Origin of the sequence: Streptomyces sp. NPDC091272 (assembly GCF_044757485.1) — a bacterium.
GTDB lineage: Bacteria > Actinomycetota > Actinomycetes > Streptomycetales > Streptomycetaceae > Streptomyces.
In genome coordinates this window covers 918,657-935,558 of record NZ_JBIVVC010000001.1, presented here as the reverse complement: position 1 = coordinate 935,558, position 16,902 = coordinate 918,657, and the positions used below count along the sequence as shown (strand labels likewise).

The following is a 16,902-nucleotide window of genomic DNA, read 5'->3' as shown; positions in this document are numbered from 1 at the left end:
GGTGACGCACGTCACGGTCTGCTAACAGCGCGTGTCGGGTTGACCCGTTACAAGAGGATACGCGGCCTTCGCGTCGAGCAGCAGCGGGACCAGGTCCCGCTGGGACTGCCGCAACGGCACGAAGGCGCCCCCTCGGCCGGTGGTGAACCTGACGCCGTGCAGGGTGAGTTCGTCGCCGACGTCATCGATCTGGGACTTCGTCAGCCAGTAGCCGCAGGGCGGGTCGGCGAGCACCTCGGCGGGCTCGGCGGGGTCGTTGTCGGCGCCACCCAGATAGACGGGTCCCCGGTCGGCGAATCCCGCGAGCCTGGCCCTGGTGGTGGCCGCCTCGACGGGGCCGCGCCGTTCGTCCGCGTACGCGAGCGCACCGGTGAGGGAGGCGAGGTGGGAGGCGACCCTGCGCCGTTGGTTGAGTGCCTTGTCCTGCTTCTCGCTCTCGCTCAGCGCGTCGATGCGGCTCTCGATGAGCAGCCCTGCCGAGTGCTTGACCCCTGCCGCGTTGCGCAGGATGCGCTCCTGCCCGTCCCCCGCCACCTGCCGCGTGGGCTCGCCGGTGACCGGGTCGGTCCAGATGCCGTACGTCCCGATGCTGAAGCCGGACGCGTGGGCGGCGGGCCGTACGAACTCCTCGGAGAGCTTCTTCGACTCGTCGTGGACGCGGGGGTCGGTGTTGAGGTTGCGGGGCCAGAGGTCGAAGAGGTCCTTGTCGTAGTAGGGAGGCGTGGCCCCGTACTCGTGCAGGTCGTAGATCAGGTCCGGCTTGCGGTCCCGGATCACGGCGGCCATGGCACGGCCCTCGGCGGTGGCCAGGGCGATGTGGTCGCGGTTGATGTCGACGCCGTCGGAGTTGCCCCGGGTGTCGGCGGCCCGGCCGTCCGGGTTGGCGGTCGGCAGCACCAGCACGGTGGTCGCACTCAGGAAGTCGCGGGTGCCGCGGTCCTTCGCGTACGCCAGGTCGCGGGCCCTGCTGAGGCAGGCTTCGCGGCCGGCCGGTTCGTCGCCGTGCTGACTGCAGATCAGCAGGACGGTGGAGGCGGTGTACCGCCGTTCGCCGATGCGCAGCAACTGGAGCGGGCGGCCCTGCTTGGTGGTGCCGATCGTGGACAGCGTCGCCCTGGAGCTGCCCCGGTCGACGGTTGCCAGGAACTTCTGTTCCTCGGGCTGGGTGGTCCACCGGGCGCCGTGGGTGGTCTCGAACCCGGTACGGGGCGGGGTGCGGCCGGAGTCTCCCGCCTGGGCGGGGGCGGCCACCAGCGGCACCGCGAGCGCTGCCCCGCCGAGCAGCACACCCAGGACACGGGCCCTCATCGCAGGGCTCCGGGCAGCCGGGAGAGGTTCTGCGGCACGGCGACCGCGTCGGGGGCGCCCGGCGACAGCGGCGCGGAGGCCGTGTTGCCGGAGACCGCCCGCGCGAAGGCGCGCTCGCCGCCGACCACCGGCAGCCGCGCGGAGGTGCCGGCCAGGTCGAGGCCGAGGGTGGGGCGGGTGTCGGGGGCCTCGATCAGGCCCTCGTCCGTACCGCCGATGATGAGGGCGAGCCGGTGTCCGGCCGGGACGACATGGTCGGAGGCGGCGAGTTCGACAGTGATCTCGTATTCCTTTCCGGGGGTCACGGGGCGGGCCTTTCCGTCGCCGCGGTGGTGGGCGAGGCTCGCCCAGCCGCGGCTGAAGACGGTCAGGTCGACGTCGACCGGGTTGGCGGCGGTCTCCTTGAAGCAGGAGCTGTCACCCGCGGTGCTCGGCCCCCAACAGGTGCGGCTGGCCAGGGTTTTGATGCCTTCACCGCTCGCCGCGTAGTTGCGGATGGTGTCCGGTCCGAGGTCGACGAGGACGGCGCTGAGGTTCGCGCTGGTGGTGGAGGGGGTGACCTTGAGGGTCACCTTGCCGGTGCCGGACAGGCGCAGCTCGCGGGAGAGCGGGCGGGTGGTGAACCCGGTCTTCTCCGGGGTGCCGGTGTCGATCTTCGCGGCCCAGTCGGTCTCGTTCAGCTTCGGGTCGTCGGTGAAGGTCTCCGTGGCGCCCGGCCGCGCCGGCCGCAGGCCGAGCGTGCCGACGCCGGGGGCGCTGCCCGGCCGGGGGCTGAGCCGGGTGGAGTCGGCGCCGCGCGCCGGCCAGACCTTGTCGGTGGACCACTGGTCGGGGGCGCGCTCGATGTCCGCCGTCGGCTCGCGGTCGATGCCGTTGTCGTAGCCCATGAGCTCGTGGTCGAACCAGCGGTGCAGGGTCCGCACCCATTCGGCGCGGCGGAAGTCGAACGGGTCGACGTGCCCGGTCTGCGAGAGCCACACCTTGCGCTGGACGCCCTGCTTCGCGAGGGCGTCCCACCACTTCCCGAAGTGGTTGGTGCGCACGTTCAGGTCCTGCATCCCGTGCACGGCGAAGACGCTGGCGCGGACCTTGCGGGCGTCGGGGACGAAGTCGCGGTCCGCCCACATCCGGGTCCGGTCGCCGTTCGGCGCGTCCCCTTCGGCCAGTTCCTTCTTCACCTGCGCGCAGCGGGCCGTGTTCACCGGGTTCTCGACGTAGCCGGCGAGGTCGTCGGGGCCTCCTTGGTAGAGGTCGGCGCCCTGCTGGAAGTAGTAGTCGTACCAGGAGGAGATCGCACTGATCGGCACGATCGTCCTGAGCCCCTCGACGCCGGTGGCCGCGGTGCCGTTGGCCACGCTGCCGTCCCAGCTCTTGCCGATCATTCCGGTACTGCCGTTGGACCAGTCCGCGCGGGCACGCTGGTTCCCGGTGCGGGTGGTGTAGCCCTGGCCGCGACCGTTCAGCCAGTCGATGACCGCCTTCGCGGAGGCGACCTCGGAGCGTCCGCCGACGTCGACGCAGCCGTCGGAACGGTTGGTGCCGGTGAGGTCGACGGCGACGTACCCGTAGCCGCGCGGCACGAAGTAGTTGTCGTAGAAGAGCGGGAACTGCACCGGCTTGCCCGCCGCATCGTACGTCTTCAGCTGGCTCTCGTTGCCGCGCCCGCAGCAGGAGTAGTACGGGCTGGCGTCCATGATCACCGGAATGCGGCGTCCTGAGCGGTCGAGCTCGCGGGGGCGGACGATGTCCACCGCGACGCGGTCCGTCCGGCCGTCCTTGTCACCGTCGATGCGGGTGTCCACCCAGACGGACTCGCGGACGGCCTTGTCGTACGCGTACACGGGCTTGCTCTCGCGGGCACGGTCGGCCGTCGTCGAGGTCGGGGCGCCGACGGCCGGGCCCGCGTCGGCCGCCGCGCCCGACGGAGCCAGCAGGACGGCCGTCAGAGCGACCGCGGCCAGAGGGACGAGCGTTCTCCGTTTCGGGCGCCTGGCCCGCTCAGATATCGGCATGGGCGGACGGTAACGCGGTCAACTCCCGTGCAACAGGGGGCCGGAGCGCGCCCGGGGTGGCACCTGCCGCCAAATGGGATACGGGGTCACATGTCGGCCGTATGGCGATCGTGTGACAGGAGCGACCATGGACATGACTGGTGGCCGAGGGGCTGAATAGAGTGCCAACAGATCGTTCCACCTGACCATTTGGAGCACTCGTGCACCGCAGAATCATCGCCCCCGGCGTGCTCGCCGCGGCCACCCTCCTGCTGGCGATCCCGGCGTCGGCCGCCTCGTTCACACCGGGTGCCCCGGGCATCGGCGACCCCTACTACCCGGCCAGCGGCAACGGCGGCTACGACGTCTCGCACTACGACCTGCGGCTGAAGTACCAGCCGGGCACCGACCTGTTGGAGGGCACGGCGACCCTGGTGGCGACCGCCACGCAGGACCTGTCGCGCTTCAATCTCGACCTCGGCCTCGCGGTCAGCGAGGTGCGGGTGAACGGGAAGAAGGCGAAGTTCGCCAAGGAGGGCGAGCAGGAGCTCGTCGTCACGCCGGTGACGCCGTTGCAGAAGGGCAAGGCGGTCTCGGTCGTCGTCAAGTACGCGGGCAAGCCCTCCGAGGTGAAGATCGGCGGGTACACCGCCTGGGCCCGCACCCCGGACGGCGGCGTCGCCGCGCAGGAGCCCGACTCGGCCGCCTGGTGGTTCCCGAGCAACGACCACCCGCTCGACAAGGCCACCTACGACGTGTCGGTCTCGGTGCCGGACGGTCACCAGGCCATCTCCAACGGCGTTCTGCAGTCGCAGAGTTCGAAGCTGGGCTGGACCCGCTTCGCCTGGCGCTCCAACAAGCCGCAGGCCTCCTACCTGGCCACGCTCGCCGTCGGAAAGTTCGACATCACCACCGACAGGACCGAGTCGGGGCTGCCGGTCCTCAACGCGTACAGCAAGGACCTCGGTGACAACGACGGGGCTGCGCGGGCGAGCGTCGAGCGCTCGGCGGAGGTCGTCGAGTGGCTGGAGGGCGTCTACGGCCCCTACCCCTTCAACGCGATCGGCGGTTACGTCCCGAACGTGACCAGCGGTTTCGCGCTGGAGACGCAGACCCGCCCGTTCTACAGCCCCAAGCAGTTCGCGAACGGTGCGAACGTCTCGGTCGTGGTGCACGAGCTGGCCCACCAGTGGTACGGCGACAGTGTCTCCGTGCACCACTGGAAGGACATCTGGGTCAACGAGGGCTTCGCGCGCTACAGCCAGTGGCTGTGGTCGGAGAAGGAGGGCGAGGGCACGGCACAGGAGCTGGCCGACTACACCTATGCCTCCTACGCCGCCGACAACCCGTTCTGGCAGGTCAAGCCCGGTGACCCGGGCGCCGACAAGCAGTTCGACATCGCTGTCTACGACCGGGGCGCACTGGCCATCCAGGCACTGCGCAACGAGGTCGGCGACGACGCGTTCTTCCAGATCCTGCGGGGCTGGCCGAAGCAGTACGCCTACGGCAACGCCAAGGTGTCCGACTTCGTGAAGTACGCGGAGAAGGTGTCCAAGAAGCCCCTCGCGGAGCTTTTCGACACCTGGCTCTACGAGCCGGCCAAGCCGGCCGCTCCTGCCGCCGCGGGCTCGAAGATCGCCCGCTCGTACACCGCGGGTGCGGAGGCGGCACCGGTCCGGCCGAAGTCCTGGAAGAAGATCGCGGAGACGAACACGATCCACGACCACTGATCAGTGACCGTGACTAGTGACCAATGACCCGTGACCATCGGTCACGGGTCACGGGTCATTGGCCTTTGACGGGAGGGGAGTTGGGGCACTGGTGGGCCTGGTGACAGATGCGCGGTGTGTGCCGTCTACCGGGAAGTAACCACGGCTGGTTGGATGTGCGGCACCGGTGCTCCGCACTTCTCGCCCCACCCTTCCCACGGGAGAACTCTGTGCCGATTCCCTCACGCCGACGTGCCCTTCGCCGTGCCGTCGCCTGCGCGGTCGCCGCCGCGGCCACGCTGGCCGTCACTGCTCCGGTCGCCGTGGCCGATCCCGCCGCCTCCGCCGACGTGCCGAAGCTCCAGGTCCTTTCGTACAACGCCTTCCTCTTCAGCAAGAGCCTGTACCCCAACTGGGGTCAGGACTTCCGTGCGAAGGCGATCGCGGCGGCGCCCTTCTTCCAGGGGCACGACGTGGTCGTCCTCCAGGAGGCCTTCGACAACGCGGCCTCGGAGGCGCTGGGGCAGAACGCGGCTGCCCGGTACCCGTACCGGACACCTGTCGTGGGCCGCAGCAAGAGCGGGTGGGACGCGACAGGTGGTTCGTACTCGGCGACCTCGGCGGAGGACGGTGGGGTGACCGTCTACAGCAAGTGGCCGATCGTGCGGCAGGAGCAGTTCGTCTACAAGGAGGCGTGCGGCGGCGACTGGTTCTCCAACAAGGGCTTCGCGTACGTCGTCCTCGATGTGCGTGGTGTGAAGGTGCACGTGGTCGGCACGCACCTCCAGTCCACGGGCCCGGGCTGCAAGGCGGGCGAGGCGGCGGTGAGGCGCAGTGCCCAGTTGAAGCAACTGGACGCGTTCCTCGACGCCAAGAAGATCCCCGCCACCGAGCAGGTGCTGGTGGCCGGCGACCTGAACGTCGACTCGCACAGCGCCGAGTACACGTCCATGCTCGCCGACGCGGGACTGGACGGCGCCCAGGCCCGCACCGGCCACCCGTACTCCTTCGACACCGCCGACAACTCCATCGCCGCCGAGCGCTACCCGACGGACCCGCGCGAGGACCTCGACTACGTCCTGCACCGCACGGGTCACGCCCGGCCGGCCGGCTGGACCAACGACGTGGTCAAGGAGCAGAGCGCGCCGTGGACCGTCTCCAGCTGGGGCACCTCCTACACGTACACGAACCTGAGCGACCACTACCCGGTGGTGGCCTCCGCGAAGTGATAGACGGGCGCCCGGGGCCGCGTCCGTGGCACCCGTGGCACCCGTGCCGCACGTTGGAAGACAGGGGCCGTCCTCACTTCTGGCCGCGCTCGAAGTAAGCGATCAGGTCCTCCCCCAGCGGGGGGACCTGCCGCGGGACGCCGCCGTCGCGGAGTGAGGAGGTGGCCCCGACTCCCGCGGCGACGGCCATCCTGGCGGCGACCGGAGAGGTGTCCGTCGCGCCGCCGTCCCGTACGAAACGCAGGAACTCGTCGATGAGCAGCGGGTCCGCGCCGCCGTGCCCCGCCTTGTCCTGCGCAGCCGGCACCCGGTGGCTCTCGTCGGCGTCCGCGCGGTACCCGGAGCGGCGGCCGTTCCAGACCTTGACCTCCGCCCCGGGGCCGTCACCGAAGTTCTCCAGGCGGCCCGCGTCCCCGATCACGGTGTAGTTGCGCCAGTAGTCGGGGGCGAAGTGGCACTGCTGGTAGGCGGCCAGGACGCCGTTGTCGAGGCGCATGTTCAGCAGGGACACGTCCTCGACGTCGATCACCGGGTTGAGGGCGCGCTGGGTGTGCGGCGGCCAGTGCCCGTCCTCGGTGTACCAGTCGTCGGCCTTGGGCTCGCCCGGGGCGCGGCGGTGCGGGTTGTCGCCGTAGACCATGAGGTCGCCCATGGCCTGGACGTCGCGGGCGTACCCTCCGGCCAGCCAGTGCAGCACATCGATGTCGTGGGCGGCCTTCTGGAGCAACAGGCCGGTGGTGTACCTGCGTTCGGCGTGCCAGTCCTTGAAGTACCAGTCGCCGCCGTAGCCGACGAAGTGCCTCACCCAGACGGTCTTCACCGCGCCGACGGCGCCGCGCACGACGAGGTCGCGCATCAGGCGGACGACCGGCATGTGCCGCATGTTGTGCCCCACGTAGAGCCGTGTCCCCGTCTCGTGGGCGGTGCGGAGGATCTCGTCGCAGCGCTCGACGGTGATGTCCAGGGGCTTCTCGACGAAGACGGGCTTGCCGGCCCGCAGTGCCTCGCAGGCCAGGTCGGCATGGGTGTGGTCGGGGGTGAGCACCAGGACCGCGTCGACGTCCGGGGCCTGGGTCACCTTGCGGTGGTCGGCGAGGAGGGCGGCGTCGGGGAAGGCGTGGCCGGCCTCCGTACGGGCGACCCGGTCCGGGTCCGCGACTGCGGTGACGCGGGCGCCGGCTCCGGGGCGGTGGGCGGTGCGGGCGAGGTTGCCGCGCAGCCCGTAACCCAGGACGCCGATACGGAGGTCGGTCATGGTTCTCCTCAAGGGGTGCGGGAGGAACGCACCTTACGGGCGGACGAGGAGGCCCGCGAGGGCGCAGGACCGGGGCACGCCCGTCGCGGCGGAGGCGCACGGTGCCCTCGCCACCTCTCCGCACAGAAAACATCCGCATAGAAAACAACAGAAACATTCCGGAGCCCCTTGCGGTCGGACAGCAAGCGCTTACATGCTGACGCGCAGCCCGTACGCACCAGCACGCCTCACCCCCCGCAGGGAGAGTTCCGCATGCGCACTTCCGTCCCCGTCGGCCGCCGTTCGGCACTGGCCACCGGTGCTGGTTACGCCGGTGTCGGTCTCGCTGGTGTCGGTCTGGCCGGGCCCGGTCTCGCCGGTGCGGGACTCCCCGGGACCAAACTCCCCGGGACCGGACTCCCCGGCACCGGTCCCGCCGGGCCGGGGCACTCGCGGACCTCGGCCCACGCTCCGCCGCCCGTGCCGTCCCGCGCCCCGGCTCCCCCGCCGATCGCCGTACTCCGGCTGCCGCAGCCGCCCGTCGCCTGTCGCCCATCGCCCGTCGCCTGTCGCCCGTCGCCCGTCGCCCGTCGCCCCGAGCACCTTGGAGAACTGACATGACCGTGACCCACGATCCCGCGTCCGGCAGGCCGGGCGGCACACTGTCCAGGCGGGCCGTGCTCGCGGCGGGGTCCGCCGCGGTGCTCCTCCCGACGGTCTCCCCGGCGGCAGCAGCTCCCGTGCACGCGGCCGGCGCCACCGGCCCTGAGACCCCGGCGCAAGCCCTGGACGCCTTCGATCCGCTGCTCGTCCGGGCACAGGAGCTCCTGACCGGCGGCGCCTTCGACCCTGCGGACCCGGATTTCCGTGCCGCGCTCACGACGCTCGACACGTCGGCGGCGGCCCTGTGGCAGCAGCTCGACCGCTCGGCCGGGCGCACCGCGCTCTGGCCGGACCTCTCCCCCGTCGCCGATCCCGGCAACTTCGGTCAGAGCTACACCCGGCTGCGCACCCTCGCCACCGCCTGGGCCACGTCCGGCGCCTCGCTCGGCGGTTCGGACGAGGTGGCGTCCGCGCTGGTGGCGGCCCTGCGTTTCCTGCACGACAACGCCTACAACGCGACGAAGAGCGAGAGCGGCAATTGGTGGTTCTGGGAGATCGGCGCTCCCCGAGCGCTCCTGGACAGCTGTGTGCTCCTGGGCGCGCGGGTCTCCGCAACCGACCTGTCGGGCTATCTGGCGACGGTGGACCGCTTCTGTCCCGACGCGGACCGCCGTACCAATGTCCCCGGCCTCGCCGAGACCGGCGCCAACCGGTCCGACAAGGCGGTGATCGTGGCACTGCGCGGGCTGCTCGGCCGGGACGCGGCCAAGGTCGCGCTCGCCAGGGACGGCCTCTCCGACGTGCGCGACGGCGGACGCAACAGCCTTTTCCGGTACACCTCTTCGGGCGACGGCTTCTACCCGGACGGCTCCTTCGTCCAGCACGAGTCGGTGGCCTACACCGGAACGTACGGAGCGGTCCTGCTCGGTGGCGCGGCCTACCTGATCGCCCTGCTGGCGGGGTCCACCTGGGCGGTCAGCGATCCCCAGGTGTCGGTGATCTACGAGGCGGCGGAGCGTTCCTTCGCCCCGGTGCTCTTCGACGGGCTGATGATGGACACCGTGCGGGGCCGGGCGATCTCGCGCGAGCGGGCCGGGGACCACGTCGACGGGGCGGCGACCGTGTCGAGCATCGTCCTCCTGGCCACCGGCGCCCCGGCCGCGTACGCCGCCCGCTGGCGCGCGCTGGCCAAGGGCTGGATCGAGCGCAACCGCACCACCCCGTACACCGCTCTGGTCTCCCTCCCCCAACTGGCGCGGGCCAAGGCGCTGCTGGCGGACGGCTCGGTGCCCGCGGCCGGGCGTACCACCGGGCACTTCGTCTTCGCCGACATGGACCGGGTGGTGCACCGGCGCCCCAGCTGGGCGTTCGCCGTCTCGCTGTCCTCGCGGCGGATCGCGGCGTACGAGGCGGGCAACGGCGAGAACCTGCACGGCTGGTACACCGGCGACGGCATGACGTACCTGTACAGCGAGGACGACCTCGGGCAGTTCGGGGACGGCTTCTGGCCGACCGTCGACCCCTACCGGCTGCCGGGCACCACGGTCGACACCCGGCGGCGGGCGGACCTCGGCCCCGGGGCCGGTACGGCGACCTACCGGCCGGCGAACACCGTGGCGGGCGGCGCCGTCCTCGACGCCCGCTACGGCGCGTCCGCCATGGAACTCACCGCCCAGGACAGCACCCTGCGGGCCAGGAAGTCCTGGTTCTTCCTCGACAACGCGGTCGTGGCGCTCGGCGCCGGGATCACCGCGAGCGACGGCCGCACCGTCGAGACGATCGTCGAGAACCGCAGCCTGCACGCGGACGGCACCTCCCGGCTGCTGGTCGACGGGGTCCCCCGGTCCACCGCACCGGGCCGGGCCGACGGCCCGCGCACGGCGGGATGGGCGCACATCGAAGGTGTGGGTGGCTACGTCTTCCCGCAGCGGACCGCCCTGCACACCCTGCGTGAACAGCGGACCGGCGCCTGGCGCGACCTCAACACCGGTGCCGACACCGGAGGTTCCACCACCCGGCTCAGCCGCCGCTACCTCACGCTGTGGATCGATCACGGTGCCTCGCCGTCCGCGGCCTCCTACGCATACGCCCTCCTCCCGGGGGCCTCCCCGGTGGCCACCGCCGCCTGGCAGCTGTCCCGGCCGGTGCACATCGCCGCCAACGACGCGGGGGTCCAGGCCGTGGAGGCGCGGCGCCTCGGTCTGACCGCCGCCACCTTCTGGCAGGCGGGTAGCGCCGCCGGGATCACCGCCTCCGGCCCCGCGTCCGTGCTCGTCCGGCGCGGGAACGGCTCCGTCTCGGTGGCGGTCGCCGACCCCGGACGCGCCGGGACCACGCTCACGGTGCAACTCCCCTTCACCGTGCGGTCCGTGGTCTCCGCCGACGACACGGTCCGGGTCACCCCTGGGCGCCGCCCTGTCCTCACGGTCACGGTGGGCGGTTCCCGCGGTCACACCCACCGGGCGGAACTGCGCTGAGACGGCCGTCGGCGCCGTCGAAACGACCGCCGACCCAGCCGTCCGTACGACCACCACCACACCGCCTGCCGGTGCCGGCGCCAGCACCGGCACCGGCAGCGACATCGCCCCCGCCGGCCGGCACCGAAGGCACATCCCGAGGAGAACCGCTCCCCCATGTCCGTCCCGCCGCACCTCGCCCTCCCCCCGACCGACCGCGTCCTCTCCCCGCGCACCGGCTGGACCCGCGCCCACTGGGAGGCTGTCGCGGACCGGATGCTGGAAGCTCTCGTCCCGTACGCCACGCCGGGGTTCGCGCAGTACCGGCTGCCGGGACGGGCCAGCTGGTCGGGGGTCGTGTCGGACGGTCTCGAAGGCTTCGCGCGCTCGTTCCTCCTCGCCTCCTTCCGCATCGCGGGGGCGGGCGGCGAGGTCGATCCCCGCCTGGTCGAAAGGTACGCGCGAGGTCTGACAGCGGGCACGGACCCGTCCTCGCCCGAGGCCTGGCCCCGCCTCACCGACTGCTCCCAGCAGATGGTCGAGGCCGCGTCGATTGCCGTCGCACTGCACGAGACGCGTCCCTGGATCTGGGACCGGCTGGACGTCCGGGTCCAGGAGCGCGTCGTGGACTGGTTCTCCGGGTTCGTCGGGGCTCGCACCTGGGACAACAACTGGCGGCTGTTCCAGGTGGTGTCCGAACAGTTCCTGGCGTCGGTGGGCGCCCCGTACAGCCGCTCGGACATCGAGAGCGGACTGGACCGCATCGAGGACTGGTACGTGGGCGACGGCTGGTACACCGACGGGGACGGCCGCAACTTCGACTACTACGTCGGCTGGGCCCTCCACCTCTACCCACTGCTCTGGTCCCGGATCGCGGCAGCCACCGACAGCACCGGCGGCGCGGACGGGGGCCGTACGGAGGTCTACCGGGAGCGGCTCGGCCAGTACCTCTCCTCCTACCCGCACTTCTTCGGCGGTGACGGCGCCCCCGTCCACCAGGGCCGCTCCCTCACCTACCGGTTCGCGGCCGTCGCCCCCGTCTGGATGGGTGCGCTCGCCGACTGCAGCCCGCTCTCCCCCGGGCTCACCCGGCGGCTGGCCTCCGGGGCGGTGCGCCACTTCGCCGAGCGCGGGGTGCCCGACGCACGCGGGCTCCTCACCCTCGGCTGGTACGAGACCTTCCTGCCCGGCACGCAGCCGTACTCAGGCCCCGCCTCGCCGTACTGGGCGAGCAAGGGTTTCCTCGGCCTGCTGCTGCCGGCCGGCCACCCGGTGTGGACCGAGCCCGAACTCCCGCTGCCCGTCGAGGAGTCCGACAGCTGTACGGCCCTGCCGGCGCCCGGCTGGCTGCTGCACGGCACCCGCCACGACGGCATCGTCCGGCTCGTCAACCACGGCAGCGACCACAACGCGCCGAACGGGCCGGACGAGGACGATCCGCACTACGCGAAGTTCGGCTACTCCACGGCCACGGCCCCCGAGTCCGCGCCGCACGCCTGGTCCCGCACCGTCGACAACCACCTCGCGCTGCTCGCCCCCGACGGGACGCCCACGCGCCGCCGGCGGATCGTCCCCCTGCGCTGCGGGGGCCGGACCGCCTCGTCGGCGTACGAGGACGGCCCCTGCCGGGTGGAGACGACGAGCGTGCTGCACGGCCCCTGGGAGGTCCGGGTGCACCGGGTCACCGCACCCGACGGGTACGGCGTCCGCGAGGGCGGCCATCCGGTGGCCGACTCGCGGCGGGTGGCGCAGGAGACCGCTCCCGACTGGGGCCTGGCCCGTACCTCCACCGGTCTGAGCAGCGCGATCGTCGCCCTGTTCGGCTGGCATGGGGAGGACGAGGACGGCCCGGACGGGGTCCCGTCCGCGACGGTCGTGCACGACGTGGACGGGGTCCCGTCCGCGACGGTCGTGCACGACGTGGAGTCCAACGCGTACGGGCCGCACTCCGCCACCCCCGCCCTGTGCCGGGCCCGTCATCCCGGCGGTACGCGCGTGTACGTCTCGCTGATCGCGCTCTCCGGCGACACCGTGCACCCGCAGGCCCTGCGCGAGGCCGTCTCCCTGGAAATCGGCGACGCCGGGGGCGGGACAGGCGCTTCGACGGTGCGGCTGACCTTCCTCGACGGCACGGTGACGGAGGTCTGAGCACGCTCTGGTCGGACCGTTCCCGCCCGCCGCGCCGACCGTGTGCACGGCGGGTCCCGAGCGGATGTCACATTCGCGAGGGGCCGCCACGTCCCTTCCGTGAGAGCACGCCACTGTCACGAAGGAGCTGGCCATGACCGCAAACGTCACTGTCATCGGCGGGGGTGTCGCCGGACTGGCCGCCGCGATCACCGCGGCGGAGGCCGGGGTGGGGGTCGACCTGTACGAGGCGCACGGCTCGCTGGGCGGCCGGGGCCGCGCCACATCCGCCCCGTACATCGCCCACGAGGGCCCGCACGTCTTCTACGCGGACCTCGCGCACTGGACCTGGCTCGCCGACCGCGACCTGGTCGGTGCGCTCGGCCGGCCGTCGGTGCGCGACCTGCGGTTCGGTTTCGTACGGGACGGCCGGCTGCGGTCCGCGCCGCCCGCCGCCCTGGTCCGGATGATGCTGCCGGGGCGGCCGAGGACGGCGCCGGTGGACAGGACGTTCCAGGACTGGGCGACGGAGCAGTACGGGGAGGAGGCCGCGCGGGCGGCGGCGCGGGCCGTCGCGGTCGTCACCTACGACGCGGACACCGGGCGGTTGTCGGCGGCGTTCGTGTGGGAGCTGTTCCGGCGGGTGTTCGCGCCGAAGGCGCCGACGGTGCGGTGGGTGGTGGGCGGCTGGCAGGCTGTGGTCGGCCGGATGGAGGCGCGGGCGCGGGAGCTGGGCGTACGCGTCCACCTGGAGAGCCGGGTGCCGGAGCTGCCGCAGGATCGCCCGGTAGTCGTGGCCACCGAACTCGCCGCTGCCCGGCGGCTGTTGGGGGACGACTCGCTGTCCTGGGAGAGCGGTCACGTGGTGCTGCTGGACGTGGCGGTGCGCTCGGACCGGCGGGACCGCTTCATCGCGTTCGACCTGGACGGTGGTGGCTTCCACGAGTCGTACTCGATGCAGGATCCGACGGTCGCACCGGCCGGGGAGTCGCTGTTCCAGTTGGACATGCCGGTGCGGGCGGGTGAGAGCCTTCCGCAGGCGCGGGCGCGGCTGGAATCGCTCGCCGACCTGACGGTGCCGGGTTGGCGGGAGCGCACCACATGGAGCCGGACGGCGACCGCGAAGGGCCGCACGGGCGCCCTGGACCTGCCGGGCACGACGTGGCGCGACCGGCCGGCGGTGGACAGGGGCGACGGGGTGTTCCTGGCCGGAGACATGGTGGCGGCGCCGGGGATGCGCGGCGAGATTTCTCTCTTCAGCGGAATCGCGGCCGGTGAGGGGGTCGCGGCGAAGGCAGGAGCCGCACACGGCCGGGCCCCCTCGCGACGGCCGTGGCGCAACACACGAGCCCGGCACACCCTCGACGGACGGCACACATGAGAGGGACGGCGCACGTGAGACGGGCGGTGCACTTGCGAGGGACGGCGCGCGTGAGAGCCACCCGTCAGCCGGGGCCCTCCTCGTAGAGGCTCGCCAGTTCCGCCGCGTACTTTTCCCGGATCACCCTCCGCCGCAGTTTCAGCGAGGGGGTCAGCTCTCCGGTCAGCGGGCTCCACTCCTCGGAAAGGAGCCGGTAGCGCTTCACCTGTTCGGTGCGATTGAGGCGGGTGTTGGCCGCCCGGACCGCCCGCGCGATCTCCTCCCGTACGGCGGGGTGCTCCGCCGTGACCGGTCCCTCGATGCCTCGGGCCGCCGCCCACGCGGGGGCTGTCTCCTCGTCCAGGACCAGCAGTGCCACCAGGTACGACCTGCCGTCGCCGTGCGCCAGGGCCTGGCCGATCAGGGGGTGTTCCTTGAGGGTGTTCTCGACGAGGGCCGGGGAGACGTTCTTGCCGGTCGAGGTGATGATCAGTTCCTTCTTGCGGTCGGTGAGCCAGAGGTAGCCGTCCTCGTCGATCCGGCCCACGTCACCCGTCGCGAACCAGCCGTCCTCGTCCAGGGCCGGTTCGATCCTCCCGTCGGCGCGCAGGTAACCGGTGAACACCGTCTCCCCGCGCACCAGGATCTCGCCGTCCGCCGCGATCCTGAGCTCCAGGCCCTCCAGCGGGCGGCCGACCGAGCCGAGCCGGAAGCCCGCCGTCGGGCTGTTGGCGGTGCAGACGCCGACCGTCTCCGTGAGCCCCCACGCGTCCATGATCGCGATGCCGAGGCCGGCCCAGAACCGGGTCACCTCGGGCGGCATCGGGGCGGACGCGCTCGCCGTCCAGACCAGCCGGTCGAAGCCCGCGAGGGCGAGCAGCGGGTCGAGCGCCTGCTTCGCCGCCCGGTACGCGCCCTCCAGCTCGGGCGACGGCGGTTCACCGCGCTCGCGGGTGGCGAGGTGGGCCCTGGCCGTCTCCCCCAACTGCTCGACGGCGGTCCGCTGTTCCTCCGGCAGCCCGGACAGCGCCGCCCGCACGGAGGCCGCCATCTTCTCCCACACCCTCGGCACGCCGAAGAACTGCGCCGGGCGCAACTCCCGTACGGTGGCCGCGACCTGTGTGACGTCCGCGCACAGATGGACGTGCGACGCCCGGAAGACCGGCAGGTAGATGCCGAGCATCCGCTCCGCTATGTGCGCGAAGGGGAGGTAGCAGATGTGCTCGACGTGGTCGGGCAGGTCGACCACCCGGTCCAGGGCGAGCGCGTTGCCCACCACCATGCGGTGGGTGATCGGGACGGCCTTGGGGTCGCCCGTGGTGCCCGAGGTGTAGACGACGGTCAGGGTGTCCTCCGCCCGGCACTCCCGCCAGGTCTTCTCGAAGGCGTCGGGCCGGTACAGCCGTGCACCGGACGCGTGCAGTGAGCCGTAGCTCCGGTGCTCCCCCGCATCGGCCGCGTCCGCCACGACGAGTTTCCGCAGGCCGTTGGAGGGGTCGGACAACAGCGGTTCCCAGCGCGGGAGTTCGGCGGCTCCCGCCACGACGGCGAACCGGGCCCCGCTGTGCCGGACGATGTGCGCCACCTGCTCGGCGGCGGCCGTCCCGTACACGGAGACCGGTATCGCGCCCAGGTGTGCGAGGGCGAGGTCGCTCAGCCAGTGCTCCGGGCGGTTGCCCATCATCATCAGCACCTGCTCGCCGCGCCGCACCCCGAGCGCCGCGTACCCGGCGGCCAGGACGGCCGTCCTGCGGCGGGCCTCCCGCCAGCTGAGCGTCGACCAGCCGCTGCCGTCCCCGGTGGGCCAGGAGAGTGCGGGGAGGTCGCCGTGGTCCTCGGCGTTGCGCAGCAGCAGGGCGGGGAGGGTGAGTTCCGCCGATTGTGCGGGAAGTCGCAGGATCGTGGTCATGACCGCCTCTTGTCATCAGCGACTGATCAGTCGACGGGTGCTTGTGACCGGGCCGTGCCTCAACGTGGCAAGGAGGCTTTCACAACAGTGGTGAGACAGCAATACTGTTGCACTGAATCCCGGCCAGGACCGCCGGCAGGGGCCGACGGCGCGGGCCGGATGAGGCAAGCAGAGGAACGGGGCACCATTCATGACGACGACCACCGGTACCGGGGAGCCGACGCTCACGGTCGACGAGCTGGCCGCGCGGGCCGGTGTCACCGTCCGCACCATCCGCTTCTACAGCACCAAGGGTCTCCTGCCGCCCCCGGTGATCGGCCCCCGCCGGGTCGGCCACTACGGCCCCGAGCACCTCTCCCGCCTCGCCCTCATCGAGGAGCTGCAGCACCACGGGATGACCCTGTCCGCCATCGAGCGGTACCTGGAGCAGCTGCCCGCCGATCTGAGCGCGCACGACCTGGCCATCCACCGGGCGGTGGTGGCGTCCTGGGCCCCGGACTCGGCCGAGGACGCCACGCGGGCCGAGCTGGAGCGCCGGGCCGGCCGGGCGCTGTCGGACACCGACATCGACCGGCTGGCCGCGATGAACGTACTGGAGCGCGCCGACCATCCTGACGCCTTCCGGGTCGATCCCGGTCTGCTGGCGCTGGGCGTGCAGCTCCTGGGCGTACCGATCGCGCACGAGACGATCCTCGCCGCGCGCACGATCCTGCTGGAACACACCCGCTCGGCCGCCCGGGAGCTGACCCACCTCTTCCGGGACGAGGTGTGGAGCCCCTACCGGGAGCGCGAGTCGGACCCCGAGCACGTGGAGGCGATGCGGTCGCTGTCCGCCCACATGCAGCCGATGGTGCTCCAGGCCCTGGTCACCGCCTTCCAGCGGTCGCTGAAGGAGGAGCTGCGGGCCGCCTTCGTGGACGAGTCCTGAGAGGTACGTCCACGAGGCGCGGCCCGCGGCCCGCCGGTATCGGGTCCC

At 72.1% G+C, this 16,902-nt stretch carries 10 protein-coding genes; 6 read left to right on the top strand and 4 right to left on the bottom strand.

The features are described from left to right. Nucleotides 1-21: 21 nt before the first annotated feature. Nucleotides 22-1,308 carry a M14 family metallocarboxypeptidase gene (locus tag ACIQM4_RS03800; protein WP_401585481.1) on the bottom strand — a complete coding sequence of 429 codons (1,287 nt, stop codon included), beginning with the start codon at nt 1,306-1,308 and terminating at the stop codon, nt 22-24. Continuing rightward, nucleotides 1,305-3,320, bottom strand: a complete 2,016-nt coding sequence (locus ACIQM4_RS03795) for a Xaa-Pro dipeptidyl-peptidase (protein WP_401585478.1) — start codon at nt 3,318-3,320, stop codon at nt 1,305-1,307. Before ACIQM4_RS03795 ends, ACIQM4_RS03800 begins: the two co-directional genes overlap by 4 nt. 200 nt (nt 3,321-3,520) lie before the next feature. On the opposite strand from ACIQM4_RS03795, the gene ACIQM4_RS03790 reads away from it, so the two are divergent. Both ACIQM4_RS03790 and sph read left to right on the top strand, forming a co-directional pair. After that, nucleotides 3,521-5,029 (top strand): M1 family metallopeptidase, encoded by a 1,509-nt coding sequence (locus tag ACIQM4_RS03790; RefSeq protein WP_401585475.1) that lies wholly within the window; start codon nt 3,521-3,523, stop codon nt 5,027-5,029. 209 nt (nt 5,030-5,238) lie between these two features. Then, nucleotides 5,239-6,237 (top strand): sphingomyelin phosphodiesterase, encoded by a 999-nt coding sequence (gene sph / locus ACIQM4_RS03785; protein ID WP_401585472.1) that lies wholly within the window; start codon nt 5,239-5,241, stop codon nt 6,235-6,237. Nucleotides 6,238-6,310: 73 nt separating this feature from the next. Here sph and ACIQM4_RS03780 read toward each other — a convergent pair whose 3' ends face one another. Next, complete coding sequence (locus ACIQM4_RS03780) at nt 6,311-7,492, bottom strand: Gfo/Idh/MocA family protein (RefSeq protein WP_401585469.1); 1,182 nt, start codon at nt 7,490-7,492, stop codon at nt 6,311-6,313. Nucleotides 7,493-8,088: 596 nt separating this feature from the next. On the opposite strand from ACIQM4_RS03780, the gene ACIQM4_RS03775 reads away from it, so the two are divergent. From ACIQM4_RS03775 to ACIQM4_RS03765, 3 genes are all read left to right on the top strand, one after another. Continuing rightward, complete coding sequence (locus ACIQM4_RS03775; RefSeq protein ID WP_401585466.1) at nt 8,089-10,551, top strand: polysaccharide lyase 8 family protein; 2,463 nt, start codon at nt 8,089-8,091, stop codon at nt 10,549-10,551. A gap of 156 nt (nt 10,552-10,707) precedes the next feature. Beyond that, the gene (locus tag ACIQM4_RS03770) at nt 10,708-12,678 is read left to right on the top strand and encodes a DUF2264 domain-containing protein (RefSeq protein WP_401585463.1); all 1,971 of its coding nucleotides are present in this window, start codon (nt 10,708-10,710) and stop codon (nt 12,676-12,678) included. A gap of 133 nt (nt 12,679-12,811) precedes the next feature. Continuing rightward, nucleotides 12,812-14,038, top strand: a complete 1,227-nt coding sequence (locus tag ACIQM4_RS03765) for an NAD(P)-binding protein (protein WP_401585461.1) — start codon at nt 12,812-12,814, stop codon at nt 14,036-14,038. Nucleotides 14,039-14,102: 64 nt separating this feature from the next. On the opposite strand, the gene ACIQM4_RS03760 is transcribed toward ACIQM4_RS03765, so the two are convergent. Beyond that, nucleotides 14,103-15,926, bottom strand: a complete 1,824-nt coding sequence (locus tag ACIQM4_RS03760) for an AMP-dependent synthetase/ligase (RefSeq protein WP_401585458.1) — start codon at nt 15,924-15,926, stop codon at nt 14,103-14,105. A gap of 190 nt (nt 15,927-16,116) precedes the next feature. On the opposite strand from ACIQM4_RS03760, the gene ACIQM4_RS03755 reads away from it, so the two are divergent. Beyond that, nucleotides 16,117-16,854, top strand: coding sequence for a MerR family transcriptional regulator (locus ACIQM4_RS03755; RefSeq protein WP_401585455.1), 738 nt, complete (start codon nt 16,117-16,119; stop codon nt 16,852-16,854). Nucleotides 16,855-16,902: the final 48 nt, after the last annotated feature.